This window comes from Halomonas sp. HL-93 (genome assembly GCF_900086985.1).
Lineage (GTDB): Bacteria > Pseudomonadota > Gammaproteobacteria > Pseudomonadales > Halomonadaceae > Vreelandella.
This window is the reverse complement of the sequence record NZ_LT593974.1, coordinates 1,684,329-1,708,180: the sequence shown is the minus strand read 5'-3', so window position 1 is coordinate 1,708,180 and position 23,852 is coordinate 1,684,329. Positions and strand designations below refer to the sequence as shown.

Sequence of the window (23,852 nt, the reverse complement as noted above, 5' to 3'; positions counted from 1 at the left end):
GTTGCCCTTCCTTGTTAAGACGTATGGTGAACCGGCTGCAGACCGTAGACAGGCGTTTCCAGCCCCTCCATGCGTGCTTTCAACTGCAGCGCCAAATAGTGCGAGTAGTGCCGCGACTGGTGCAGGTTGCCGCCGTGGAACCACAGCGCCTCTTGCTGGGTGGGTTTCCACATATTGCGCAGCTCGCCCTCCCAAGGGCCGGGGTCTTTGGTAGTGTCAGAACCCAAGCCCCAACATTTACCCACTTTATCCGCCACCTCCTGGGAGATAAGCCTGGCCGCCCAGCCGTTCATGGAACCATAGCCAGTGGCATAAACGATCAAGTCTGCTTCTAGCTCGCTGCCATCGGTCAGCGTGATGGAGTGCGGGTTAATACGCTCAATGCCTACGCCGCTGCGTAGCTTGATATCGCCACTGGCGACCAGATCGCAGGCGCCCACATCGATGTAGTAACCCGAGCCCCGGCGTAGATACTTCAAGAACAGCCCAGAGTCGTCGTCACCGAAGTCGAGCAGAAAGCCTGCATCTTCGAGCTTCTGATAGAACGCGGCGTCGCGCTGTTTGATCGCCTCAAACGCCGGGCGTTGGAAGTCTGGCAGCACCTTGTAGGGGATCGATGCAAAAATCAGATCAGCCTTGTCATGGGTTAAGCCACTGGCCACCGCCTCTTCGGAGTAGAGTGGCCCCAACACCTCTTCCATCAACGAATCCGACTTCACAATATGCGTCGACGAGCGCTGCAGCATGGTCACATCGGCATCGTGTTCCCATAGTGCCGCGGCAATATCGTGAGCAGAGTTATTCGAGCCTACAATCACACACTTCTTGCCAGCATAAGCATCCGGCCCAGGGTGCTGGCTGGAGTGCTGCTGCTCGCCTGCAAAGCTTTCCGCCCCTGGAAATTGCGGCATATTGGGCATTCCCGACATCCCAGTGGCCATCACCAGTTGCTTGGGCCGTAAAGTGATCGCTTCGCCGTTACGCTTGACGTTTACCACCCACTCACCTGCGGCTTCGTCGAAATGTGCATTTTGACACTCGGTGGAGCTCCAGTAATTGAGCTCCATCACCTTTGTGTACATCTCCAGCCAATCGCCCACCTTGTCTTTGGGGGCAAACACCGGCCAGTTTTCAGGGAAAGGAATATAGGGAAGGTGGTCGTACCAGACCGGATCGTGGAGGCAGAGCGACTTATAGCGATTTCGCCAGGAGTCCCCTGCACGCTCGTTGCGCTCGATAATAATGGTCGGCACGCCCATCTGCTTTAGTCGTGCCCCAAGACCAATCCCACCTTGGCCTCCGCCGATGACCACGCAGTAAGGCTGCTGCGTGTAACCAAGTTCCGCTTCTTCGCGCTGTCGTGCTTCCAGCCAGGTTTCGCGCTGCTTATTGGCGCCGTGCTCAGCACCTTTAGGACGGTGGTGATTACGCGGCTCTGGGAAGTCATGCAGTGACTGCATCGTGGTGAGCAGCGTCCAGCATTTGCCGTCTTTAAGTCGCAAATAGCCTTTGCCGCTGGCGACCGAGGTCTCAAAGGTGAACCACGCCTCAGCAACATCGCCATTTTGGGTTGCTTCGCCCTCTAGTTGCCAGTTCGAAGGCCGCACGTTCTCCAAAGTGGCATTGAGCATGGCTTGAATCGCGTCTTTACCTTCACAGGTTTTTAAATTCCAGGTGAAAGTAAGGAAATCGCGCCAGTAGCACTCGTCATTAAACAGTGCGAGCACACCTTGGATATCCTGGGCCTGTAGCGCCTGATCAAAATCACTCAGCCAGCCTTGAACAGTAGCTGTGGCGGTTTGTTGGGCTTGTGTCTCTGACATAGCGGGTACTCCATGCAGGTTTGTTATTGTTGACTGTCTTGTGACACACAACCCTAAGCACCCGCTATGCCAATCACTTAAAATTAAACTCAATATATTGAAAAATATAAATAAAAAATAAAAAACCTGTTAGCAATTGGGCGTCATGTAGAGCGTACACCTGTCACACCGTTTACACTCTGGCGTTACAGGTGTAACACACGACTAACGGCGTAATGGCACGTCGTTGACACCCACGCCAGAGCGCATAGGCTGGAAGGACAATAACAAGCCCCAGGGTGAATCACGCCATGCCCACTCAATCGCCCCTGCCTGCACGGCTGCAATCCGTTCAGCGCCAGCATATCGAGCATGTTTTCCAGCTCGGCGAAGGCTTGGACGTTCCGCAACTACCGGCGCAAGCGACCATTCGGCGCTCCTGGCTGCGCTGCCTAAACGAGTACCAGCTCGACCCCACCCGGCCTCGCCCTGCCCGCGTCGTACCCCAGCAGACCCTGATTGAGCACCGGGAATCTGTCGATGAGCTTTTGCATGTAGCACGCGCAGGGGTTGACCAGCTCTATCAGCAAATCGCCCAGCTAGGCTATGTGCTGCTGCTCACCGACCACCGCGGCATTACCGTCGAGTTTCGCGGCGACCCTAACCAAGACCAGCAGCTGCGCAGAGCGGGCCTTTACCTGGGAGCCGATTGGGACGAACGCTTTGCGGGTACCTGTGCCGTAGGCACCTGCCTGCACGATCGCCAAGCGATTATCTGTCACCGCCAGGAGCACTTCGACGCCTCGCATATTTCGCTCACCTGCACCGCCGCACCTATCGCTGACCCTCAGGGCAATGTCATAGCGGTGCTGGATATCTCCGCGCTGCAATCGCCTACTCAGCATGAGAGCCAAAATTTCAGCCTCTCGCTGGTAACGCTTTACGCACGCATGATTGAGGATGCTTATTTCCTGCAGCGCTATCGCGACTGCCTGATGGTGCGCCTGGATACCTCGCGGGAGTTTGTACACGTTAACGGACGGGGGCTCATCGCCATTGAAGAGAACGGGCAAGTAATTGCTGCCAATGCCGTAGGGCGTGAATTGATCGCCGAGCACCAGCGCCGCTGGCCACCCTGGTCGCTAGACCCAACGCCCATGCTAGGAGAATTATTCGAGTGCGATATCGCCGATGTGCTTAGCATCAATAGCGCCACCGACGATCAACTGCGCGCTTTTCGTGCCAGAGTCGACAACACCATTTACTTTATTAGCCTGCTGGAACCGCGCCGCCCACGCCCGGCTCAAGCGCATCCGGCTCCCTCCGGCCTTCCGGAGCCACTGGTTCGGCTGGGCGCTGACGACCCTGCTATGCGCAAGGTGCAGAAGCTAGCGGAGAGGCTGTGCAACGAAGCCAGCGTTAATGTGCTGATTAGTGGTGAAACCGGCACGGGGAAAGAGGTGGTTGCCCGAGCACTACATGACAGCGGTCAACGCGCCAAAGGGCCCTTTATCGCAGTGAACTGCGCTGCTATCCCCGAAGCGCTGATCGAAAGCGAGCTGTTTGGTTACGAGCCAGGCGCCTTTACCGGTGGCCGTTCCAAAGGCATGCGCGGGCTAATTCCCCAGGCCCATGGCGGCACGCTGTTTCTCGATGAAATCGGCGATATGCCGTTGTCACTGCAAACCCGCCTGCTACGCGTACTGGCGGAACGGGAGGTCATGCCGCTGGGTGCCAATACGCCCGTGAAGGTCGATATTCGGGTCATTACCGCCACCCACCGCAATATCGATGCAATGATCGAGCAGGGCGAGTTCCGCGAAGACCTCTACTATCGCCTTAATGGGGCTCAACTGCGCCTGCCCGCGCTGCGTGAACGGGCCGATAAGCTCTACGTGATTCGTCAGGTGTTTAACGATGTGGTCAACGAACGCGGCGGTCACCTTTCGCCCCGCCTGCGCGCCGATGCCATTAGCGCCCTGCTCGCCTACGCCTGGCCCGGCAATATCCGCCAGCTAAAAAATGCGCTGGCATTTGCCATGGCCACCTCGGAAAGCGACGAAATTACCGTTCACGATCTGCCCGAGCAATGCCTGAGCCAACGCATTACCCAGCAGAGCCCCCTCAACCCTGCAGACGCCCATGGCGACACCGATCACACATTGCTGGAAATGCTCAAGGCACAGCACTGGAATATAAGCGCCGTGGCTCGCACGCTAGGGGTTTCGCGGCCTACCGTATACCGGCAAATGCAGCGCCAAGGCATCGTGCCCCCGAATTGGCAGGGGTGACCGATAGAGTTAGATGAGAGTTAAGCCATTTAAGCTGGACGAAAGATGTCTAACGCCAAACCATCGATATGGCGGTAATGGCGATCATTAGCGGTTAGTAAGGGCACGCCCAGTTCCATAGCCGTCGCGGCGATGAGCGCATCCGCCATTTGCATGTTATGGCTAAGCGCATAACTTTCGACCAGGAAGGTGGCACGCGACGAGGTACCTTCGTCCAAATGGACTATTTTTGCCTGCCAATAATGCAGCGCTTGACGCAGTTGATTGAGTTCCTGCTTGTTGCGCATGCCCTGCACCAACTCCATATAACTCACTGCGGACAGCGAAAAGCCCGGTAGATCATCCAGGCGCTCCGCCGCCGCAGTATTACCGCGCAAATTCCAGATCAGTACGTCGGTGTCTGCCAGCATTATTCACCCACCTCGAACGTACGCGGCGCTCGTAGTCGCCGAACCTGTGACTCAACATCGTTGCCGTTCGAGGAGTCCTGATCAGCCCATAACCCGAAGGCAGGGTTACGGGCTGGACGCGTTTCCAGACCACTCTCATCGAGACCCACCAGCCGTGCACAAGGCTTGCCGCGATAAGTGATATCGACGGTTTCTCCACGCTGTGTCGCCGCTAAGAGCGCCTTGGTTTGTAAACGCAGTTGCTTTACGTTGGCATGCATGGCGTAACCTCTCGTTATACGCTGTCATTGTCCCTATTATGGCAACTATGACAGTTGCCGACCAACTAAGTTACTCAAGCAAGTGTAACTTTACCAATAACGCTAGACCACCTGTTGGCCTCGAAGGCGACCCTCACGTACACTTGTTTGAATCCGTTTACCCTTTTATAACCCCGCTTTCGACAAGCCGAGGCTCTCCCATGGCGTTTGACTCTACCTCTTCCTATATTGCCACTGATGCTCTAAAGCAGGCGGTCAATGCTGCCGTGGTGCTAGAGCGGCCGCTGTTGATCAAGGGCGAACCGGGCACCGGCAAAACCCTGCTGGCCGAAGAACTCGCCGAGTCACTGGGCACCCAACTGATCACTTGGCATATCAAATCCAGCACCAAGGCGGCCCAGGGTTTATACGAGTACGATGCTGTCAGCCGTCTGCGTGACTCTCAGCTTGGCGTTGAAGGCGTGGAAAACGTCGCCAACTACATCAAGCCCGGCAAACTGTGGGAAGCGTTTACCGCCAATCAGCGCGTGGTGCTGCTGATCGACGAGATCGACAAGGCCGATATCGAATTTCCCAACGACCTGCTACAAGAGCTGGATCGTATGGAGTTTCACGTTTACGAAACCGGCGAAACCATCCGCGCCGAGCAGCGTCCGATCATCGTTATCACCTCAAACAACGAAAAAGAGCTGCCGGATGCGTTCCTGCGCCGCTGCTTTTTCCACTATATCGAGTTCCCTGATCGCGAGACCATGCAGGCGATTGTCGATGTGCACTTCCCGGATATCGCCCCCCGGCTGGTCAGCGAGGCCTTAGAGGTATTTTTCGATTTACGCCAAGCCCCCGGCCTGAAGAAGAAACCCTCCACCTCGGAACTGGTGGATTGGCTCAAACTGCTGATGGCTGACAATATTGCCCAGGAAGCGCTTTACAACCGTGACCCAGTCAAAGCCTTGCCGCCGATGGCCGGTGCCCTGGTCAAAAATGAACAGGACACCCAGTTGCTTGAGCGCCTGGCGTTTATGATGCGCCGCCAAAAAGGCACAGGCCGCTAAGCCATGTTTATTGGCCTGTTTGAAACCCTCAAGCGCGCAGGGGTACCCGTTTCACTGCGTGAGTTGCTCGACCTTCACGCGGTGGTGGAACGCGGCGTGGTGTTTGCCGACATGGAAGCCTTCTATCAGGTGGCGCGCACGGTCATGGTCAAGGATGAACGCCACTTCGACCGCTTTGATCGCGCCTTCGCCGCCTGGTTTAAAGGCCTCGAGGATATGGACGCTGCCATTGAAGCGCTAATCCCTGACGACTGGCTACGCCGTGAGTTTGAGAAGCAGCTTACCGACGAAGAGAAAGCCAAGATCGAATCCCTGGGCGGCCTCGAAGAGCTCATTGAGACGTTTAAAAAACGCCTGGAGGAGCAGAAAGAGCGCCACGCCGGCGGCAACAAATGGATTGGTACCGGCGGCACCAGCCCGTTTGGCGCCTACGGCTACAACCCGGAAGGTATTCGTATCGGCCAGGATGGCTCGCGCCACCGTCGCGCCACCAAAGTGTGGGACGAGCGGCGCTTTCGCGATTACGATGATTCGCTGGAACTTGGTACGCGCAACATTAAGATGGCGCTGCGCCGTCTGCGCAAGTTTGCCCGCCAAGGGGCGCTTGAAGAATTCGACGTGGATAGCACCATCCGCGAAACCGCCAAGGACGCCGGGCTACTCAACGTGCAGATGCGCCCGGAGCGCCATAACGCAGTTAAAGTGCTGCTGTTTTTGGATGTAGGTGGCTCGATGGACGACCACATTCGCGTTTGCGAGGAGCTGTTTTCTGCCGCCCGCTCTGAGTTCAAGCATCTGGAGCACTACTACTTCCATAACTGCCTGTATGAAGGCGTATGGCGCAATAACATGCGCCGGGGTAACGAGCGTATCTCGACCATGGACGTCCTGCATACCTACGGCGCGGATTATCAGGTGGTGATCGTCGGCGACGCGGCTATGTCGCCTTATGAGGTGACCCATCCGGGCGGTAGCGTTGAGCACTTCAACGACGAAGCGGGTGGTTTATGGCTCAAGCGTCTGTGTGACACCTTCCCGCGCTTGGCGTGGCTCAACCCAATGCCTCCCCGAGCCTGGGAATACACCTACTCGACACAGTTGATCCGCGAGATCATTGAGGACCGCATGTACCCCATGACCATGGAAGGCCTGGAAACCGCTATGCGCGAGCTAGCAAAAAAGTAGCCGCGTGGTAGCTGTGTAGTTAGCCTTTAAAAAGCCTTAGGGAAATGCGCCAAGCCATCAATAAATAACTGTTTAGCTTGCTCAAACGCCGCCGGGTCATGCTTGAAGCGACGCAAAATCAGCGCCTCGTCGATGGTGACCGTCTCTGCCAGCTCATCAACCGTTTGCGCGGGGTGGCGTGTGCTTAATCCAATACGCTGCCCCTCTGCGCCGTCTAGCCAACGCTTCATGCCACACTGCTGATAAAACGCTTCTTGTTTAGCATCGCAAGCATCAACGCGAAGCGGCGCCTTAAGCGCCAGCTCGCCTACCAGCCACGCCTTGGCTTCCAGATCATCCAGATCGCAGGCGTGGGTGAGCGACATCCCCTCGCCTTGCTCATCCAACACTAGCAATGCCAGCGCCTGGGGCGCGCCTTCACCATCAACGGCTGCGAGCAATCGCGCCGCTTCTTCGGCTAAAAGCACATTGCGCGTACCGGTAAATACCACGAGCGGCGTCAGCCCGGCGGTTTGGCCATAGACCTCCGCACACAGCCGTGCCAAACAAGCATCTTGCTGTGCTGTCTGGTTTATTTGCATGATTTTCATGGGATCCCCCGCTCACCAAAAGCGGCAAGCCTAGTGTAATCGCGATTATTTTAACAGTGATAAACAACATGAACCTAGCGAGCGACAACATGTCGAAGCGTGTACGTAAAGCCATACAAGGATGACTATGACGACGTTTACTAACGACCCCACCATGCCCACCCCGAGTTTCCCCGGCAGCCATATGGTGATCGATGATCGCTATGTGTTTATTTCCGGACTCACCGTCTCTGATCTATCTAACGGCCATGCTGCACAAGGCGACATCAAGGAAGAAACGCGCTTGGTCATGCGTGCAATTTCGCGGATGCTAGAGATGGAAGGCGGCAGCCTTGTTGATGTGTTGCGTGTTGATGTTCACCTCACCGACCTGCATACCATTAACGATATGGACAGTGTCTATGCCGAGTTTTTTGAACCTGGTCGCTATCCTGCCCGCACCTGCACCGAATCGCCCAACCTCTGCGGTGGCAGTAACGTCGAGATTACCGTGATGGCGACACGGCAACTCCCAGAAGATTCATAAGGGCATCGATATCTAAATGTGCCTCGAACGTATCCGCCAAGCGGTCTAACTCGCGCTCGCGATGAGCGCGATAGTCGACCGGCTGGGCCGACTCCAACCCCAAACGGGTTAGCAGCGTTAGGCACGCCTCGGGGTGATCAAACAAACCGTGCAGGTAAGTACCCATCACCTGCCCATCGTCACTAATGGCGCCATCACGGTGCGTGCTTAGGTCAAACAGCGGCCGTTCAAGCGCTCTGCCCACGCTGACGCCGTTGTGAATTTCGTACCCGGTTACCGCCGCGCCATCGCCGAACAGCGCACCGCTGACGTTGCGTAGCTGTTTACCCGCCACCATGCGCGTGGTCAGTGGCAATAGCCCCAACCCTTCGACGCGTTCAGGCTTACCCTCCAGACCATCTGGATCCTCCACCCACTCGCCTAGCATTTGAAAACCACCGCAAATGCCCAGCAGCTTGCCGCCATAGCGAAGGTGGCGCTGAATAGCATCAACCCATCCCTGGCGCTTTAGCCAAGCCAAATCGCTCGCGGTGCTTTTACTGCCCGGCAGGATAATCACATCGGCGGCCGGGATCGGCTGGTCCGCGCCCACAAAGGTCAGCTTTACCTGGGGGTGCAAACGTAATGGATCAAAATCTGTGTGGTTACTGATGCGCGGCAGCGCCGGAACGACGACATTGAGAGTGCCCCCTTGCGTTGGGGCGTGGGTCAGGCCAATGCTGTCTTCGGCATCCAGCAATAACCCTTGAAGGTACGGCAGCGTGCCGAATACCGGCTTGCTGGTGCGCGCCGTTAGCCACTCAATGCCTGGGTTTAGCAGGCTGATATCGCCACGAAAGCGGTTGATCACAAACCCTTTCATACGTGCCTGCTCGCTTTCGCTTAGCAGTGAAAGCGTCCCCACCAACTGAGCAAACACCCCGCCTCGGTCAATATCGCCCACCAATATCACCGGGCAGTCGGCGGCTTCAGCAAAGCCCATATTGGCAATATCGCCTTGGCGCAGGTTGATCTCGGCAGGGCTGCCCGCGCCTTCGGCAATAATCACGTCAAAGCGGCTTTCCAGGGCCTGCCACGCGGCCATCACACTCTCTTTGGCCGTACGTTTAAAAGCGTGGTAATCCATGGCATCCATATGGCCGTGGACCCTGCCGCGCAAAATGACCTGCGAACCGCGGTCGGTTTCCGGTTTGAGCAGCACCGGGTTCATATCGCTATGCGGCTCAACGCCCGCAGCCTGAGCCTGTAGTGCCGTTGAACGGCCAATTTCACCGCCATCCACCGTGACCGCACTGTTAAGCGCCATGTTCTGAGGCTTGAACGGGGCCACCGAGACACCACGGCGCTGCAACACACGGCACAACCCCGCCACAACGGTGCTTTTCCCCGCATCCGAGGTGGTGCCCTGAATCATCAAAGTGGCCATAGTGACTTCTCGCCCAGGTGGATAAGAGCGCGACTGTAGCGAGCCCCAGGAAGCAGCGCAATGTGCGACAGCGAAACGAGCTTACTTTTAATAACAGCTGATCCTGAGTTAGCTGTTAATCGCGCTGTCATCATAATCACTTTAAAAATACTTTTAACCGCCATTAATTCGTCACGCCCTCATCCTAGGCTGATACCCCATAAATGAGATCGATCTCATTTTGTCGATAACAGGGTATTCGCATGGCAGATTTACTCAGCGTGGCCAAATTCGCCGGCGTCTCTCGGGCAACTGCAGCACGGGCTTTTTCAAGCCCCGATCTGGTACGCCCAGCGACCCGGGAACGCGTTTTAAACGCGGCACAGCAACTGGCGTTCAGACCCAATAAAGTTGCCCAACAGCTACGCTCGCAGGCCACGCAGATGATTGGCGTGATGGTACCCAGTCTCGATAATCCGGTGTTTGCCGAGCAGCTTCAAGCCATGGAAGTGGCTGCCCGTGCGTCGGGTTACTCACTGATCGTTACCACCAGCGAATACTCGCCCAGCCGCGAGGGTGACATTGTCGAGGAGATGCTGCGCCAGCGCGTCGACGGCCTGGTGCTTACCGTGGCGGAAGCAGATAACAGCGCCGTGCTGGACAAGCTGCGCTTGGAAACCACCCCCTGCTTGCTGGTCTACAACCCGCCGGGCAACAGCGATTTCCCCTCGGTAGGCGTCGACAACCGTGCCGCCAGCGCCGACGCCACTCGCCACTTGATCGCCCTGGGCCATAAGCGAATTGGCATGGTCGCTGGCCCGCTACTGCAGTCAGACCGCGCCCAACAACGCTTTGAAGGTTACTGCCACGCGATGGACGAAGCGGGGCTGATGCCTCGCCCACTAGTAGAGATGACCCGCCATACCCAAGCAGACCTGGTCAGCCTCACGCCAGCGCTGAAAGGGGCTAACGCTCTTACGGGAGTCATCTGCACCAACGACCTGCTCGCCATCAGCCTGATGGGCGAACTTCAGCGCGCCGGATTTAGGGTGCCTGATGACCTTTCCGTCATGGGCTTCGATGGGATCGCCCTGGGCAAGCACCTCTACCCGTCGCTATGCACCATTGAGCAGCCTCGCGCCGAGATCGGGCGCAGTGCCGTCCACACTCTGTTAGCCATGATTCGGGGGGAGCGCTGCACGCCCGCCCCACTGCCCCACGCAATGCGTAAGGGCGAAAGTGCCGGAACCCCGGCATCCCGTTAGTCCACGTTCGGTACGTTAGAGAGGAACTTGGTATGAGTCTTAAACGCATGAACCTTAAGCGTCTTTATCAAGCGGTATTGGCCACGGCGATCATCAGTACGTCGGGGAGCGTGTTGGCGCAATCAGATAACAACGCGATCTGTTACAACTGCCCGCCCGAATGGGCGGACTGGGGTACTCAGCTGCGTTTGATTGAGCAGGAGACCGGCATCCGCGTGCCCCAAGACAACAAAAACTCCGGCCAGTCATTAGCCCAACTGGTCGCCGAAGCGGATAGCCCAGTGGCGGATGTCGTCTACTACGGGGTGACCTTCGGCATTCAGGCCATGGAAGAGGACGTGGTAACGCCTTACCAGCCTGAAAACTGGGACGAGATCCCCGACAGCCTGAAAGACCCCGAAGGCAACTGGTTTGCCATTCACTCCGGCACCCTCGGTTTTATGGTCAACGTGGATGCCCTGGATGGCGCCCCGGTGCCCACCTCCTGGGAAGACCTGCTCAAGCCCGAGTATCGCGGCATGGTGGGCTACCTTGACCCGGCTAGCGCCTTTGTCGGCTACGTCGGTGCCGTGGCGGTCAACCAAGCCATGGGCGGCGATCTTAATGACTTCACCCCGGCCATCGACTACTTCAATGAGCTCGCCGCCAACGACCCGATCGTGCCCAAGCAGACCAGCTACGCACGGGTGCTTTCTGGCGAGATCCCGATCCTGCTTGATTACGACTTCAATGCTTACCGCGCACGCCACAGCGACGGCGCCAACGTGGAGTTCGTGATTCCCGAGGAAGGCAGCGTGGTGGTGCCTTACGTCATGAGTCTGGTGAAAGATGGCCCCAACGCCGAGAACGGCCAGCAGGTACTCGATTTTGTGCTCTCTGACCAAGGCCAGGCGGTATGGGCAGACGCCTACCTGCGCCCGGTGCGCGACAGCGCCATCTCCGAAGAGGCAAGCGAAGTCTTCCTCCCCGACAGCGACTACGCCCGCGCCGAAGCCGTCGACTATAACGCCATGGCGTCTGCTCAGCGGCGCTTTTCTGAGCGGTATCTCTCGGAGGTGCGTTAATCATGACAGCGGCAGCCAAGCAGCCCTCCGGGGCTGCTTCTTATCTCAGCCGACCGCCTGCGATGGCAGGGCCAGCCCGGCGTAAACGCCTGATTGCGCTGTGCGCGCTGCTGCCTGCACTGGTGGTTTTCTGCGCCTTTTGGCTACTGCCTTTTTCACGACTGATCATAATGGGCACCGAGGCAGACCCGGGTAGTGGCATCAGTGCTTATCTGACTATTCTCACCCATCGGCAGTACTTGATCAGTCTGGCGACCACCGTTGGTCTCTCGCTGGTAGTGTCACTGGTAGCGGTGGCCATTGCCGGGGTTGCCGGTTTTTTCCTCGCCCGTCAGCGTTTTTTTGGCAAGTCCGTACTGGTCGCCATCCTCACCTTTCCGCTGGCCTTTCCTGGCGTCGTGGTGGGCTTTCTGGTCATTATGCTGGGCGGCCGCCAGGGGGCCCTGGCGCAAACCAGCCTTTGGCTGTTTGGCGAACGCTGGATGTTCGCCTACTCACTGGCAGGACTTTTTATTGGCTATCTCTATTTCTCCATCCCTCGTGTGATCACCACAGTAATGGCGGCTTGCGACAACCTGGATCAAAGCCTTGAAGAGGCAGCCCGCTCGTTAGGGGCTAACACCTGGCAGGTCACCAAAGACGTGATTATTCCAGGCATTGCGCCCGCACTGCTCTCAACCGGGGCTATCTGCTTTGCTACCAGCATGGGCGCCTTTGGCACGGCGTTTACTTTGGGCACGCGGCTAAGCATCCTGCCACTCAATATCTACGGCGAATTCACCAACTACGCCAACTTTGCCATGGCGGCTGCGCTTTCGGTGGTACTGGGCGTGATAACCTGGACGGCATTAAGCCTCGCCCGTAGGTTGGCAGGCGGCAATCTGGGAGCTTCGGTATGAAATCGCGCCTACGCTTCACGCTGCAACTCAGTTTCACCCTGCTGGTGTGCTTATTTATGATCGTGCCCGTCGCCATGTCGGTGATGGCGGGACTGACCGAGAACTACTTTATTGGCATTGAAAGCGGGCTGACCCTGCGCTGGGTCAATGAGGTGTGGCACCTCTACGCTGATACCATCTGGCTCTCCATTAAACTAGCGCTCGCCTGCTTACTGATCACTATTCTGATCGGCGTCCCCGCCGCTTATGGTTTGCTGCGCAGCCGCCGCCGGTGGGCCAACGCCATTGAAGAACTGCTGCTGTTACCGGTTGCTGTGCCTGGACTGGCCACCGCACTTGCCCTGCTGCTCGCCTATGGCAGCTACCGTGAATTTCGCGGCAGTTGGCTGTTTATTCTTGTCGGACACGTGCTGTTTACGCTGCCCTTTATGGTGCGAGCGGTGCTCTCCGTGATGCAGACCGCCAAGCTTCCCCAGCTTGAAGAAGCCGCCGCCAGCCTGGGCGCCAGCTTCCGGCAACGCTTTTTCGGCGTAGTCGTTCCCAACTGCATGAGTGGCATTCTGGCGGGCGCACTGATGGTAGTCACTCTCTCTATTGGGGAGTTCAACATCACCTGGATGCTGCATACCCCATCGACCAAAACGCTCCCGGTCGGCTTGGCGGACAGCTACGCCTCCATGCGCCTTGAAGTGGGCTCAGCCTACACGCTGATATTTCTGGTGATGGTGGTGCCCTTACTGGTGGCGATTCAGTGGGCAGGCCACCTCACCGGGCAGCGTCGCTAAGTTTTATTATTTGAGAATCCGCTATGAGTTCATCTGTCAGCATTACCCTACACCAGTGCAGCCGCACCTTCGCCGGTGGCACTACCGCGCTACAGCCGCTTGATTTGCACGTTAACGCGGGCGAAACCCTGGTACTGCTGGGCCCTTCCGGCTGCGGCAAAACCACCACTTTGCGTATTATCAGCGGCCTGGAAAGCCCCGACAAAGGCGGGCAAGTACTGTTTGGCGAGCGCGATGTCACTGCCCTGCCGATCGAGAAGCGTGACGTGGGGATGGTGTTTCAAAACTATGCGCTGTTTCCCAACATGAACGTTGCCGACAACATTGCCTACGGGCTAAAAATACAGCGCTTGCCGCAGGCAGAAATTGCCCAACGGCTTGACGAAGTCATGACCATGGTCGACTTACAGGGCTTTGGTGAGCGGAGAATCGAAGCACTCTCCGGTGGCCAAAAACAGCGCGTGGCGCTTGCCCGGGCGATTGCCGTGCGCCCCAAGGTACTGCTGTTTGATGAGCCGTTGGCGGCTCTTGATGCCAAGCTGCGCGACCGCTTACGTATCGAGATCGGCCTGCTACTGCGCGAGCTGGGCACCACGGCCGTCTACGTCACCCACGACCAGGACGAGGCGATGGCCTTGGGTGACCGCATCGCGGTGATGCAAGCTGGGCGCATTGCCCAATTAGGCACACCTCAAGAGATTTACCATCAGCCAGCCAATGCGTTTGTCGCAGACTTTATTGGTGCGGTTAACTGCCTGGACGTCATCAGCACCCGCGCCGATGGTGGTTTGGTGGTACATGGCGGTGAGCTCCGAGGTTCACATTTGCAGGGCGTACCCACGGTCTACTGCCGGCCAGAGGATATTCAGGTAGTGCCCCTTGACCAAGCCGATGTAACGGGAGAAGTGGTGCAGAGTATTTTCCTGGGCCAAAGCCAACGTCTAATGGTCGATACCGGTGGCGCTATACCGCTGCAGATTGAGGCACCCTCCCGCCAGCGCTGGCCCAACGGCAGCGCGATTGGCCTTGCACTCCCCTCCCACGTGCTTTTTCACCCGGATAAGCCCACTGCCCCAGTTGATGCCAAGGAGATGGCCAATGGCTGATCAAAGTTTAAACATTCAGAAAGATCCTCATGCCCAGCAATGCCTTATCGCCCAGATTAGCGATCCGCATATCAAGGCGGGCGGTAAACGCTCTTACCGCCAGGTGGATACCGCCAATGCGCTGCATCAAGCGTTCAGCACGCTCAATCAGCTAGCCCCACGGCCCGACCTGGTGCTGATTAGCGGCGACCTGGTTGATTTTGGCCACCCCGACGAGTACGCCACCTTTAAGCACATCCTGGCCGACCTGACGCTTCCGGTGTACTTGATCCCTGGCAATCACGACGACCGCCACCATCTGCGTAATGCATTTCCGGAGCATCGCTACCTGTTTCAGCACCGCGACTACCTGCAGTGGGTCGTGGATGACTACCCAGTGCGCTTAGTGGGGCTCGACTCATCGGTGCCGGGCAAACCCCACGGTGAATTAAGCGATGAAAGCCTGCAGTGGCTGGATACAACGCTTTCAGAGCAGCCCGATAAACCGACGCTGGTCATGGTGCATCACCACCCGTTTATGAGTGGCATCGACCATATGGATCGCCAGCCGCTTAAGCGACCCGACGCGCTAGCTGACGTCATTGGCCAGCACCCCCAGGTCGAGCGCATGCTCTGCGGGCATCTGCACCGCTCGATTCAGGCCCGCTTTGCTAACACCCTGGCGATCAGCTGCCCTGGAGTTTCCCACCAGGTGAGTTTGGATCTCACCCCAGACGGCCCCGCCCACTTTCAGCTTGAGCCCCCCGGTTACCTGCTACACCACTGGTCGGCGACTAGCGGCATGGTGACTCACCAAGGCTTTATCGAGCACTACCCCGGCCCTTTTCCGTTTTATGATGCCAGTGGGTTAATTGATTAAGATGTGGCCATGGGAGAAAGCGACTCGTTGTTGACCTTTGCCAACTCCCAGGCCTGCACCATCTGCTTTTTCTCTAAACCCCAGCGGTAGCCCCCAAGCGCACCGCTTTGCTGAATCACCCGATGACAGGGAATCCACAGTGCAATGGGGTTGGCACCCACCGCATTTCCCACCGCGCGGGAAGATTTTGGCGTGCCCAGCGCCTGGGCAATATGCGAGTAGCTGGCCAACTGGCCTTCCGGAATGGTCAGCAGCGCTCGCCAAACCGCTATTTGGAAGTTAGTCCCCGTCACGTGCAGCGACAAAGAAGCTGAGTCATCGCCTGGCTTGTCGAAAAGCGCCTCCACCGCATAGCGCGTAGCATCAGGATGGTGGTGAATCGTGCTAAGCGGCCATTCCTTGGCAAGTTGTGCCAGCAGCGATTCAGCGCTGGTGGTATCCACAAACCCCATGCGGCAAATCCCGCGGGGCGTGACCGCCACGAACACACTGCCCAGGGGCGTGGCATGAACGCCGTAAGCAATCTCGACACCCTGCCCCTGACTCTTGTGCTCCCCCGGCGTGACGGCGTCTAGCTGCACAAAATGATCGTAAAGCCGCGAGCCACCGCTAAGCCCCAGGCTATGCGCTATATCCAGCAGCGAGGCGGAGGATTGCATCAGTTGCTTGCCGCGCTCTAATGTCAGCGCCTGCAAAAAGCGTTTGGGGCTGATCCCCACATAGCGGCAGAACAAGCGCTGGAAGTGAAAGGCGCTTAAATGAACGTGCGCGGCCACCGCTTCCAACTTAGGCTGTGCTGCGGCTTGGGCCACCATATAAGCCATGGCTTTCTCGATTCGTTCATAGTCGTTCATTGTCGTCTCTCACATCGTCACATTATTGACTGCCAAGCGTTACCTTCACAGCCTAAGTGCTCACGGGCTCCTTGCCGACCCGAATCTTGCTGACTGCTATAGCAGACAGCACAAATATTTTCGGCTAGGGTGTGGCTCCGCCTCAACTGACGGTAACGATCCCCCCATGCAAGCCTTAATCGACGACATTGCAGCCACCATGGCGAAAGCAGAGGAGCGTGGCACAGTAGCCGACTATATCCCCGAACTGGGTCACGTTGACCCGCAGCAGTTTGCCATTTCGCTCGCCACCGTGGATGGCAAGGTGTATTCGGCGGGCTGTGCCACCACGCCCTTCTCCATCCAGAGCATTTCCAAGGTATTTACGTTAACCATTGCGCTGGGGCAAGCGGGTGACTCACTGTGGTCAAAAGTGGGTCGCGAGCCCTCGGGTGACCCTTTCAACTCGATCGTTCAGCTAGAGCATGAAAGCGGCAAACCGCGAAATCCGTTTATCAATGCCGGGGCCATTGCGGTGGTCGATGCGATCATGATGGGGCATGAGCCCAAAGAAACACTGGCTGAGATCCTTAACTTTGTACGCTATATCGCCGACGATGAAAGCATCTACTTTGACCACGCCGTCGCGGCGTCGGAAATGGCACACCGCGACCGAAACGCCTCGTTAGCGCATTTCATGAAAGCCTTTGGGCATTTACGTCATGATGTCGATAAGGTGCTGGGCACCTACTTTCACCAGTGCGCCATCGCCATGAGTTGTGAGCAGCTCGCCCATGCGGGATTATTTTTGGCTTCGGATGGCATCAACAAGCCCAGCGGTATCCGAGTGGTCGCGCCTCAGCGCGCTCGCCGGATCAACTCGCTGATGATGATGTGTGGCCACTACGACGCCTCTGGTGAATTCGCCTTTCGCGTAGGCTTGCCCGGTAAAAGCGGTGTGGGCGGCGGCATACTGGCCATCGCGCCAGGCCAGGGCTCTATTGCCGTATGGTCACCGGGGCTGGATGCCTACGGCAACAGTTTGCTAGGCACCCAAGCGCTCGAAATGTTTGTGCAGCGAACCGGCTGGTCGGTGTTTGGCCACTAAACTAACAGCGAGGCTTAAGACGCCACCTCATCAGCCAGCGCCCAGGCCACCGCACGCTGGGCGTGGATCTCGGTGGTGTCAAAAAGCGCGACCGGCGTATCGCTCTGGTTAATCAACAAGCCAATCTCGGTGCAGCCTAAAATCACGCCTTGCGCGCCACGCGCTGCAAGCGTCGCCACTACGTCCAGATAAGCTGCTTTCGAGGTGGGGTTGATCGTTCCCCGGCAGAGCTCCTGATAAATCACGCGATGAATCGCCTCACGCTGTTCGGTCTCAGGCACGATAACCTCTATCCCCCGCGCTTCCAGTCGCTGCCGGTAGAAGGGCTGCTCCATGGTGAACTGGGTGCCTAACAGGCCAACGCGGTCCACTCCCTGCTGGGCCAGAATATCGGCGGTTGCCTCGGCAATATGCAAAAGCGGCAAACCTGACGCTGCCTCCACCTCAGCGGCCACCTTATGCATGGTATTCGTGCCGATCACCAGAAAATCAGCGCCCGCTGCCGCCAGCGAGCAGGCGGCATTGGCCAGAATGCTCGCCATGGCCTCCCAGTCGCCTTCGCGTTGAAGCGTTTCTATCTCGGCAAAATCCACGCTATAGAGCACTAGCTTCGCCGAGTGAAAGCCCCCCAGTTTCTCCGCAACCCCTTGATTGAGCAAACGATAATAGGTCTGCGTGGACTCCCAGCTCATCCCTCCGAGCAAGCCGATAGTTTTCATAACCCTTTGCCTCCTTGCGATAAATTCAAAGCGCCATTGCCAGCATTAAAGATACTTAACATTAGCTAAAAATCTATTCGCAGATCAATTTTGTTCAATCTACTAGCCACATACCACTGCAAACTTCTTGCACTACCAAGGAGGACCACAATGAACGCTTTACAACTGCCCTTGCTTTTACCCATGTCCGCATTTGCCCTTGCTGCGTCGATTTCGCCTGGGCCGGTCAACATCGTTTGCTTGAGTAGCGGCACGAACCACCCCATTAGTCAGGGCCTTATATTTGTAACCGGTGCCACGCTGGGGTTTGTTGCGCTTTTTTTAGGCATTGGCGCAGGGCTTTACTCGCTGCTGGATATGGTACCCATGCTGGATGAGACCTTACGCTTAGCGGGCGTCCTGTTTTTGCTTTACCTCAGCTATCAACTTTTGCAGCACGATGGGCGCTTGCATGAGCAAGGCACCGATAAAGCACCCGGGTTTATGGCAGGCGCCATGATGCAGTGGCTTAATCCCAAAGCATGGCTGGCGTCTGCCGCTGGCATTGGTGCTTATACCAGCGGCAACGAACCCTACCAGCTTTGGCTATTCGCTGGCCTTTACCTGCCTATTTGTTGGCTATCGCTTGCCAGTTGGGTATACGCAGGCGCCTTTCTCAAACGCTATATTCACCGCCCGTTCATCCTGCTAACGATTAACCGCACGCTGGCTCTTTGCCTGGCCGCCAGCGCAATATTTCTATTATTTTGAGTTACTTATATTATTCGAGCAGCGGAAAGCGATACTGATTTGGCGTGGCCGCCACTAGTTTCTTGAACGTTCGTTGAAAGTGGGGTTGATCATTAAAGCCCGCATTAAGGGCTACCTCAACGATAGGTTGACCGTGCTTGAGGGCTTGTTGCCCTAACTGGATGCGTTGATTGATCAAATAGGCACGGGGCGTTAGCCCGTATTGATGTTTAAATGCGCGAATCAGGTAGCCTGCACTATAACCAGACTGCTGACATAAACTTTCAAGCGAAATGTCTGCGGTACAATTATTACGTAAATAGACGGCAACCTGCTCTAGCGTGTCGGAAGATGTTGGCCATGCCGCGGGAGATTCTTGGGCAAGGATCTGCATAATTCTAGACAGGTACCCGGTTAGTACCACTTGCTTATCCTCAATAGCACGACGCTCGTCCAGCAGACATGACGCCATATCGCAATATTGTGCAAAAAGCTCGGGCTGAGTAATCACAGCGGTGGCAATATCCTGCCAGCAAGGTGCTTCAAGCAAACCCATCTGATATCGCAGCTCACTCAACCATGCGGTATCAACGTAGAGCATCAGGTATGCCCACGGCTGATTCTCAATGGGGTTACAGGCATGTACCCAATGGGGATTCATCATCACCAAGTCACCTGCGCTAATCTGATACGTCGTACCTTGGTAGCTAAAGGTGCTTCTGCCAGTGGTAACGGCGCCAAGCGACCAATGCACATGGCTGTGAGGCGCATAGCAGACTTGCCGTGCGTCGCAAATTTTACGCAGTTCCACATGGGGCATGCGCTTATCGCGCCAGAAAAGAGGAGAAGACGGTGGATTCATGCACTACTCAAACAGTGATAAAAGAAAATACAGAGGCTTAACCCGTTTAATTAGTCAGCATGTCGTGCTTAATCTACGCTAGACAATAGCACGACGCAGACTCAGTATAGTCGCCGCTCGTTTAAGTTGCTTATGGATGATTGGCAACCGCCTTATTTGTCAGGAGGACACCATGGCAAGCAGCTCGCCCGACCACCACGACGCTATTAGCGCCTTTGCCCGCATGGGCTACGCTTCCCGCGGGTTAGTTTACGTTCTTGTTGGCGGCCTAGCGGCGCTCGCCGCTTTTGGTCAGGGTGGCCAGGCGGAAGGTAGCCGCGGCGCACTGGAAACGGTGCTGAGCGCCCCGTTCGGCAAGGTGATGTTGGGCATTATCGCCGTCGGCCTGCTCGGGTACGCCATGTGGCGCTGCATACAAGCCTTCAAAGACCCTGACCAGCACGGCACCAGCGTCAAAGGCGTGGTGATTCGCTCAGGCTTATTGGTCAGTGCCGTGACCCATATATTATTGGCATTTTTTGCCGCCAGCCTCATCTTCCGCTTTCTATCCTCGGGTTCTTCAGGAGGCTCCAACGGTGGGTCGGAAGGCGTTGCCAGTTGGCTTATGCAACAACCCTTTGGCCGCTGGTTGGTGGCTGCCGTAGGCATCGCCATCATCGGCGCGGGCATCGCCCACGCGTTTAAAGGCTACAAAGCCAAGTTTGACAAGCACTTCGCCATGCCCTCGCGAACCCAAAAATGGGCCTATCCGATATGTCGTTTCGGCCTGGTGGTCCGTGGGCTCGTATTTGTGATCGTGGGTAGCTTCTTTATCATCGCCGCCTATCGATTTGACCCCAACGAAGCAGGCGGAACGGCAGAGGCGTTAGGCACATTACGGGACCAAGCCTACGGGCAATGGCTGTTTGGGTTTGTTGCGATTGGCCTACTGGCGTTTGGTTGCTATAGCTTACTGGCGGCTATTTATCGCCGCGTCGACCCTTCCTAATAGAGCGTCCAGTATGGCTTTTGCATCAACACGCGTTAAGCAATGGGTGGTTCGCTTAAACCATTCCCGGCATATGCTCTGGCTGCTGGGAATACTTTCCTTTCTGGAAACCATCATTCTGCCCATCCCCATTGAGCTGGTATTAATCCCGCTGATGGCAATCAATAAATCACGCCTTTGGGCAATCGCTACGGCGGCCACCGTCGGGTGCCTTACGGCATCGCTGATTGGCTATGGCGTTGGCATGGTGCTGTTTCAATCGATAGGTAGCTGGTTTATCGAGACCATGGGCATGCAGAACACTTACGCCTCGTTCCAAGACTTTTTTGACCAATATGGGTTTGTGGCTATTCTCACCCTGGGGATTTTGCCTATTCCCTTTCAGGTTGCGATGATTACCGCAGGGCTATCCGGCTACCCTATTCTTCTGTTTGCCCTCGCGGCCCTGATCGCGCGCGGCATTCGCTACTTCGGGCTGGCTTGGCTGGTCTACCGCTTTGGTAGCCGCGTCATCCACCTATGGAAGCGCCATGCCTTTATCACCAGCTTAGTGGCCGGTTTGGCAGTGCTTGCGGTGGCATTAGGCATGCAAGCACTGGCGGGCTTGGTGATGTCATAATCCCCTACTCCACCCGCAAAGAGCCTTTACGCGTCGTCTTGTTTTGTGCCCGATGTGGGCGGCATGTGCTTAGCCTTCATATCCTTGAAGGCCTCCATGATGTCCATGGGCAGCGGGAAGAAGATCGTCGAGGCGTTCTTGTTGCTCATATCGCTCATGGTTTGCAGGTAGCGTAGCTGCAACGCGGCGGAGTTTTCTTGCATCACGTTGGCTGCCTCAACCAGCTTCTTGGAAGCCTGTAGTTCGCCTTCGGCGTGAATCACCTTGGCACGCCGCTCGCGCTCTGCCTCGGCCTGGCGGGCAATCGCCCGAATCATGCTCTCATCCAGATCCACGTGTTTGATCTCGACATTCGCCACCTTGATGCCCCAGGCATCGGTTTGGGTATCGATAATTTCCTGGATATCGTCGTTGAGCTTATCGCGCTCGGAGAGCATTTCATCCAGGTCGTGCTTGCCTAGCACCGAACGCAGCGTGGTCTGCGCCAGTTGGCTGGTCGCCTGGGTGTAATTCTCGACCTGAATAATTGCTTTTTCCGGGTCAATCACGCGGAAGTAAAGCACGGCGTTGACCTTCACCGTGACGTTATCCTGAGAGATCACATCCTGCTCGGGCACATCCATGGTGATCACCCGCAGATCGACCACCTGCATCTTTTGAATGGCGGGGATCACGATGACCAGACCAGGCCCCTTCACCGTCTGGAAACGGCCCAGGAAGAACACCACGCCGCGTTTGTATTCCGGCAAAATGCGAATGGAGGCAGCGACCAGCAACACCACCAGCACGACAGGGACTAAATATGAAAGCAACATAGAGCACCTCATCTAGCAATTGGTCTGTGATATACAACCCGCGGCAGGCAGGCGCTACGGGGGCGACACGAAGACCGTCAAGCCCTTAAGGCGCTCCACTTTCACCTCATCGCCTTGCTTGATCGGTACATTACTCACCGCATTCCAGCGCTCACCGTGCAGGCGCACATGGCCGTGAGTCTCAAAGTCTTCCAAGGCAATGGCACTTGCGCCAATCAACTGCTCCATCCCTGTGTGTGCGGGACGTTTGCGCAGCGTTGCAAAGCGCGTCAGCGTCCACAACATCAACCCGCCGGACACCAGCGCCACGCCACCGATTAACGTTAGCGAAATGGGGAGATATTCGGCATCCATCAGCATGATCGAGCCCAGTACAAAGGCGGCAATACCGCCCGCTCCCAGCACACCAAAGCTGGGCATTAGCGCCTCGCCCACCATTAATGCCAAGCCCACCAGGACGAGAGCCAGGCCGGCATAATTGATCGGTAGCATCTGAAAGGCAAACAACGCCAGTAGCAACGAAATAACACCGATAGTGCCCGGGAATAGGCTTCCAGGACTTGAAAGCTCGAAGATCAGCCCGTAAAAGCCAATGATCAACAAGAAGTAAGCGATGGTGGGATTGGTAATCAGCGAGAGCATTTGGGTGCGCCAATCCGGGTCAAAGCGCTCAATGGCGAGGTCAGCCGTTTCAAGCGTATGGTCGCCGCGCTCCATGACCACGCTCATACCGTCAATTTGCCTCAGCAGGTCATCGATATCGCTTGCCACCACGTCGATAACGTTTTGCTCCAGCGCTTCACTGGCGGTGAGGTTTACCGCCTCGCGCACCGCCGCTTCGGCCCAATCGGCGTTGCGGTCGTGGCGCTCGGCCAGGCTGCGGATAAAGCTCACCGCATCTTCCATAACCTTGCGTTCCATGGCGCTGCCTGCGCTGCCACTCTCGCCTTCACGCTGGCCATCGGCATCTTCGTTTTCTTCATCAGCGCTGCCTGGAAAGCCAGAGCCACCCATCTGCACCGGCGTGGCAGAGCCTAAATGCGTAGAAGGCGACATCGCCGCCACGTGGCTACCGTACATCAGGTAAGTGCCCGCGCTTGCCGCCCGCGCACCGTTAGGGGAGACATACATTACCACCGGGATATCGGCATTGAGCATTTCACGGATCATATCGCGGGTCGTATCAACCAAGCCGCCAGGCGTATCTAATTCAACCACGACCACTTCGCTGCCCTGCTCGCGGGCCTGGCGCAAGCCGCGCTCAAGATAATCTTTCGTGGTGGGGCCAATGGCACCTTCAACCTTCATAACCAAGGCGTTACGCGATGACGTTTGTGCCATGGCCTGCCAGGTGAACGACAGTGCCAGCATCAGCACGCCTGCCAGCAATAGCCACAGCCAAGGGGATTTGTATGAAAGGCTTCGCATATCAGCACCCCGCGCTAGCACCTTGAAACCCTTATCGAGCCGCTTTTTCAAGCAACCATTGCGCCATCATTTCTGTTTACAAAAATGACCCTTTGTATATTTTTTGAACAACCGATATCGCCATTAGGTTCCACTTTCAACGTAGCATTTGTAGTGGGTTTCGTAATGATTAGGGCGAAGAAAGACGCGCCGGGCAGTAACCTTGATGCACGAATGAAGTTCATACCACTAGTTGCCATACCATTATTT

At 56.7% G+C, this 23,852-nt stretch carries 24 protein-coding genes; 14 read left to right on the top strand and 10 right to left on the bottom strand.

What is annotated here, in order from left to right:
- Window positions 1-14: 14 nt before the first annotated feature.
- Window positions 15-1,823 carry an NAD(P)/FAD-dependent oxidoreductase gene (locus tag GA0071314_RS07820; protein ID WP_074396116.1) on the bottom strand — a complete coding sequence of 603 codons (1,809 nt, stop codon included), beginning with the start codon at window positions 1,821-1,823 and terminating at the stop codon, window positions 15-17.
- A 290-nt stretch (window positions 1,824-2,113) separates the two neighbouring features.
- Here GA0071314_RS07820 and GA0071314_RS07815 point away from each other — a divergent pair, with 290 nt between their 5' ends.
- Complete coding sequence (locus GA0071314_RS07815) at window positions 2,114-4,093, top strand: sigma-54-dependent Fis family transcriptional regulator (RefSeq protein WP_074396115.1); 1,980 nt, start codon at window positions 2,114-2,116, stop codon at window positions 4,091-4,093.
- Between the two features lie 29 nt (window positions 4,094-4,122).
- Here GA0071314_RS07815 and GA0071314_RS07810 read toward each other — a convergent pair whose 3' ends face one another.
- Entirely contained in the window at window positions 4,123-4,503 is a 381-nt protein-coding gene (locus tag GA0071314_RS07810) for a type II toxin-antitoxin system VapC family toxin (protein ID WP_074396114.1), read from the bottom strand.
- Entirely contained in the window at window positions 4,503-4,763 is a 261-nt protein-coding gene (locus GA0071314_RS07805) for a type II toxin-antitoxin system Phd/YefM family antitoxin (RefSeq protein WP_066319191.1), read from the bottom strand. Before GA0071314_RS07805 ends, GA0071314_RS07810 begins: the two co-directional genes overlap by 1 nt.
- A gap of 200 nt (window positions 4,764-4,963) precedes the next feature.
- Between GA0071314_RS07805 and GA0071314_RS07800 the strand changes: the two genes are divergently transcribed.
- Both GA0071314_RS07800 and GA0071314_RS07795 read left to right on the top strand, forming a co-directional pair.
- Window positions 4,964-5,818 carry an AAA family ATPase gene (locus GA0071314_RS07800; RefSeq protein WP_074396113.1) on the top strand — a complete coding sequence of 285 codons (855 nt, stop codon included), beginning with the start codon at window positions 4,964-4,966 and terminating at the stop codon, window positions 5,816-5,818.
- Between the two features lie 3 nt (window positions 5,819-5,821).
- Window positions 5,822-7,003 carry a vWA domain-containing protein gene (locus tag GA0071314_RS07795; protein WP_074396112.1) on the top strand — a complete coding sequence of 394 codons (1,182 nt, stop codon included), beginning with the start codon at window positions 5,822-5,824 and terminating at the stop codon, window positions 7,001-7,003.
- 26 nt (window positions 7,004-7,029) lie between these two features.
- Here the strand turns inward: GA0071314_RS07795 and GA0071314_RS07790 are convergent, their stop codons facing one another.
- On the bottom strand, window positions 7,030-7,593 hold the full coding sequence (locus tag GA0071314_RS07790) for a hypothetical protein (RefSeq protein ID WP_074396111.1): 564 nt from the start codon (window positions 7,591-7,593) through the stop codon (window positions 7,030-7,032).
- Window positions 7,594-7,720: 127 nt separating this feature from the next.
- On the opposite strand from GA0071314_RS07790, the gene GA0071314_RS07785 reads away from it, so the two are divergent.
- A complete protein-coding gene (locus tag GA0071314_RS07785; RefSeq protein WP_074396110.1) occupies window positions 7,721-8,119 on the top strand; it encodes a RidA family protein in 399 nt (132 codons plus the stop codon).
- On the opposite strand, the gene GA0071314_RS07780 is transcribed toward GA0071314_RS07785, so the two are convergent.
- Window positions 8,079-9,545, bottom strand: a complete 1,467-nt coding sequence (locus tag GA0071314_RS07780) for a cobyric acid synthase (protein WP_074396109.1) — start codon at window positions 9,543-9,545, stop codon at window positions 8,079-8,081. The two genes, GA0071314_RS07785 and GA0071314_RS07780, sit on opposite strands and share 41 nt — an antisense overlap.
- A 242-nt stretch (window positions 9,546-9,787) precedes the next feature.
- Between GA0071314_RS07780 and GA0071314_RS07775 the strand changes: the two genes are divergently transcribed.
- Genes GA0071314_RS07775 through GA0071314_RS07750 form a run of 6 tightly spaced genes read left to right on the top strand, consistent with a single transcriptional unit; the run spans window position 9,788 to window position 15,502 of the window.
- Window positions 9,788-10,789, top strand: a complete 1,002-nt coding sequence (locus tag GA0071314_RS07775) for a substrate-binding domain-containing protein (protein ID WP_074396108.1) — start codon at window positions 9,788-9,790, stop codon at window positions 10,787-10,789.
- A 32-nt stretch (window positions 10,790-10,821) separates the two neighbouring features.
- Window positions 10,822-11,853, top strand: a complete 1,032-nt coding sequence (locus tag GA0071314_RS07770; protein WP_074396107.1) for an ABC transporter substrate-binding protein — start codon at window positions 10,822-10,824, stop codon at window positions 11,851-11,853.
- A 2-nt stretch (window positions 11,854-11,855) separates the two neighbouring features.
- Window positions 11,856-12,752 (top strand): ABC transporter permease, encoded by an 897-nt coding sequence (locus GA0071314_RS07765; protein ID WP_074396106.1) that lies wholly within the window; start codon window positions 11,856-11,858, stop codon window positions 12,750-12,752.
- Complete coding sequence (locus tag GA0071314_RS07760) at window positions 12,749-13,537, top strand: ABC transporter permease (protein ID WP_074396105.1); 789 nt, start codon at window positions 12,749-12,751, stop codon at window positions 13,535-13,537. The genes GA0071314_RS07765 and GA0071314_RS07760 overlap by 4 nt, the downstream gene beginning before the upstream one ends.
- A 23-nt stretch (window positions 13,538-13,560) precedes the next feature.
- Window positions 13,561-14,643: an ABC transporter ATP-binding protein gene (locus GA0071314_RS07755; protein WP_074396104.1), complete on the top strand. Its 1,083-nt coding sequence runs from the start codon at window positions 13,561-13,563 to the stop codon at window positions 14,641-14,643.
- Window positions 14,636-15,502, top strand: a complete 867-nt coding sequence (locus GA0071314_RS07750) for a phosphodiesterase (protein WP_074396103.1) — start codon at window positions 14,636-14,638, stop codon at window positions 15,500-15,502. Before GA0071314_RS07755 ends, GA0071314_RS07750 begins: the two co-directional genes overlap by 8 nt.
- On the opposite strand, the gene GA0071314_RS07745 is transcribed toward GA0071314_RS07750, so the two are convergent.
- Window positions 15,499-16,356: a bifunctional transcriptional activator/DNA repair enzyme AdaA gene (locus tag GA0071314_RS07745; protein WP_074396102.1), complete on the bottom strand. Its 858-nt coding sequence runs from the start codon at window positions 16,354-16,356 to the stop codon at window positions 15,499-15,501. The genes GA0071314_RS07750 and GA0071314_RS07745 overlap by 4 nt on opposite strands.
- A 166-nt stretch (window positions 16,357-16,522) precedes the next feature.
- Here GA0071314_RS07745 and GA0071314_RS07740 point away from each other — a divergent pair, with 166 nt between their 5' ends.
- Window positions 16,523-17,443 (top strand): glutaminase, encoded by a 921-nt coding sequence (locus GA0071314_RS07740; protein WP_074396101.1) that lies wholly within the window; start codon window positions 16,523-16,525, stop codon window positions 17,441-17,443.
- A gap of 14 nt (window positions 17,444-17,457) precedes the next feature.
- Here the strand turns inward: GA0071314_RS07740 and GA0071314_RS07735 are convergent, their stop codons facing one another.
- Window positions 17,458-18,162, bottom strand: a complete 705-nt coding sequence (locus GA0071314_RS07735) for an aspartate/glutamate racemase family protein (protein ID WP_074396100.1) — start codon at window positions 18,160-18,162, stop codon at window positions 17,458-17,460.
- A 150-nt stretch (window positions 18,163-18,312) separates the two neighbouring features.
- Here GA0071314_RS07735 and GA0071314_RS07730 point away from each other — a divergent pair, with 150 nt between their 5' ends.
- Window positions 18,313-18,912, top strand: coding sequence for a LysE family translocator (locus GA0071314_RS07730; protein ID WP_074396099.1), 600 nt, complete (start codon window positions 18,313-18,315; stop codon window positions 18,910-18,912).
- A 10-nt stretch (window positions 18,913-18,922) separates the two neighbouring features.
- Here the strand turns inward: GA0071314_RS07730 and GA0071314_RS07725 are convergent, their stop codons facing one another.
- Window positions 18,923-19,753 carry an AraC family transcriptional regulator gene (locus GA0071314_RS07725; protein ID WP_074396098.1) on the bottom strand — a complete coding sequence of 277 codons (831 nt, stop codon included), beginning with the start codon at window positions 19,751-19,753 and terminating at the stop codon, window positions 18,923-18,925.
- Between the two features lie 172 nt (window positions 19,754-19,925).
- Between GA0071314_RS07725 and GA0071314_RS07720 the strand changes: the two genes are divergently transcribed.
- On the top strand, window positions 19,926-20,741 hold the full coding sequence (locus GA0071314_RS07720) for a DUF1206 domain-containing protein (RefSeq protein ID WP_074396097.1): 816 nt from the start codon (window positions 19,926-19,928) through the stop codon (window positions 20,739-20,741).
- A 13-nt stretch (window positions 20,742-20,754) separates the two neighbouring features.
- Complete coding sequence (locus GA0071314_RS07715) at window positions 20,755-21,360, top strand: YqaA family protein (protein ID WP_074396096.1); 606 nt, start codon at window positions 20,755-20,757, stop codon at window positions 21,358-21,360.
- A 26-nt stretch (window positions 21,361-21,386) separates the two neighbouring features.
- Here GA0071314_RS07715 and GA0071314_RS07710 read toward each other — a convergent pair whose 3' ends face one another.
- Entirely contained in the window at window positions 21,387-22,175 is a 789-nt protein-coding gene (locus GA0071314_RS07710; protein WP_074396095.1) for a slipin family protein, read from the bottom strand.
- Window positions 22,176-22,229: 54 nt separating this feature from the next.
- A complete protein-coding gene (locus tag GA0071314_RS07705; RefSeq protein ID WP_074398477.1) occupies window positions 22,230-23,603 on the bottom strand; it encodes an NfeD family protein in 1,374 nt (457 codons plus the stop codon).
- Between the last annotated feature and the right edge of the window lie 249 nt (window positions 23,604-23,852).

What these genes read in the sequence shown, in the direction of transcription:
- GA0071314_RS07820 (WP_074396116.1), bottom strand. Translation starts at nt 1,823, where the DNA reads ATGTCAGAGACACAAGCCCAACAAACCGCCACAGCTACTGTTCAAGGC.
- GA0071314_RS07815 (WP_074396115.1), top strand. Translation starts at nt 2,114, where the DNA reads ATGCCCACTCAATCGCCCCTGCCTGCACGGCTGCAATCCGTTCAGCGC.
- GA0071314_RS07810 (WP_074396114.1), bottom strand. Translation starts at nt 4,503, where the DNA reads ATGCTGGCAGACACCGACGTACTGATCTGGAATTTGCGCGGTAATACT.
- GA0071314_RS07805 (WP_066319191.1), bottom strand. Translation starts at nt 4,763, where the DNA reads ATGCATGCCAACGTAAAGCAACTGCGTTTACAAACCAAGGCGCTCTTA.
- GA0071314_RS07800 (WP_074396113.1), top strand. Translation starts at nt 4,964, where the DNA reads ATGGCGTTTGACTCTACCTCTTCCTATATTGCCACTGATGCTCTAAAG.
- GA0071314_RS07795 (WP_074396112.1), top strand. Translation starts at nt 5,822, where the DNA reads ATGTTTATTGGCCTGTTTGAAACCCTCAAGCGCGCAGGGGTACCCGTT.
- GA0071314_RS07790 (WP_074396111.1), bottom strand. Translation starts at nt 7,593, where the DNA reads ATGAAAATCATGCAAATAAACCAGACAGCACAGCAAGATGCTTGTTTG.
- GA0071314_RS07785 (WP_074396110.1), top strand. Translation starts at nt 7,721, where the DNA reads ATGACGACGTTTACTAACGACCCCACCATGCCCACCCCGAGTTTCCCC.
- GA0071314_RS07780 (WP_074396109.1), bottom strand. Translation starts at nt 9,545, where the DNA reads ATGGCCACTTTGATGATTCAGGGCACCACCTCGGATGCGGGGAAAAGC.
- GA0071314_RS07775 (WP_074396108.1), top strand. Translation starts at nt 9,788, where the DNA reads ATGGCAGATTTACTCAGCGTGGCCAAATTCGCCGGCGTCTCTCGGGCA.
- GA0071314_RS07770 (WP_074396107.1), top strand. Translation starts at nt 10,822, where the DNA reads ATGAGTCTTAAACGCATGAACCTTAAGCGTCTTTATCAAGCGGTATTG.
- GA0071314_RS07765 (WP_074396106.1), top strand. Translation starts at nt 11,856, where the DNA reads ATGACAGCGGCAGCCAAGCAGCCCTCCGGGGCTGCTTCTTATCTCAGC.
- GA0071314_RS07760 (WP_074396105.1), top strand. Translation starts at nt 12,749, where the DNA reads ATGAAATCGCGCCTACGCTTCACGCTGCAACTCAGTTTCACCCTGCTG.
- GA0071314_RS07755 (WP_074396104.1), top strand. Translation starts at nt 13,561, where the DNA reads ATGAGTTCATCTGTCAGCATTACCCTACACCAGTGCAGCCGCACCTTC.
- GA0071314_RS07750 (WP_074396103.1), top strand. Translation starts at nt 14,636, where the DNA reads ATGGCTGATCAAAGTTTAAACATTCAGAAAGATCCTCATGCCCAGCAA.
- GA0071314_RS07745 (WP_074396102.1), bottom strand. Translation starts at nt 16,356, where the DNA reads ATGAACGACTATGAACGAATCGAGAAAGCCATGGCTTATATGGTGGCC.
- GA0071314_RS07740 (WP_074396101.1), top strand. Translation starts at nt 16,523, where the DNA reads ATGCAAGCCTTAATCGACGACATTGCAGCCACCATGGCGAAAGCAGAG.
- GA0071314_RS07735 (WP_074396100.1), bottom strand. Translation starts at nt 18,162, where the DNA reads ATGAAAACTATCGGCTTGCTCGGAGGGATGAGCTGGGAGTCCACGCAG.
- GA0071314_RS07730 (WP_074396099.1), top strand. Translation starts at nt 18,313, where the DNA reads ATGAACGCTTTACAACTGCCCTTGCTTTTACCCATGTCCGCATTTGCC.
- GA0071314_RS07725 (WP_074396098.1), bottom strand. Translation starts at nt 19,753, where the DNA reads ATGAATCCACCGTCTTCTCCTCTTTTCTGGCGCGATAAGCGCATGCCC.
- GA0071314_RS07720 (WP_074396097.1), top strand. Translation starts at nt 19,926, where the DNA reads ATGGCAAGCAGCTCGCCCGACCACCACGACGCTATTAGCGCCTTTGCC.
- GA0071314_RS07715 (WP_074396096.1), top strand. Translation starts at nt 20,755, where the DNA reads ATGGCTTTTGCATCAACACGCGTTAAGCAATGGGTGGTTCGCTTAAAC.
- GA0071314_RS07710 (WP_074396095.1), bottom strand. Translation starts at nt 22,175, where the DNA reads ATGTTGCTTTCATATTTAGTCCCTGTCGTGCTGGTGGTGTTGCTGGTC.
- GA0071314_RS07705 (WP_074398477.1), bottom strand. Translation starts at nt 23,603, where the DNA reads ATGCGAAGCCTTTCATACAAATCCCCTTGGCTGTGGCTATTGCTGGCA.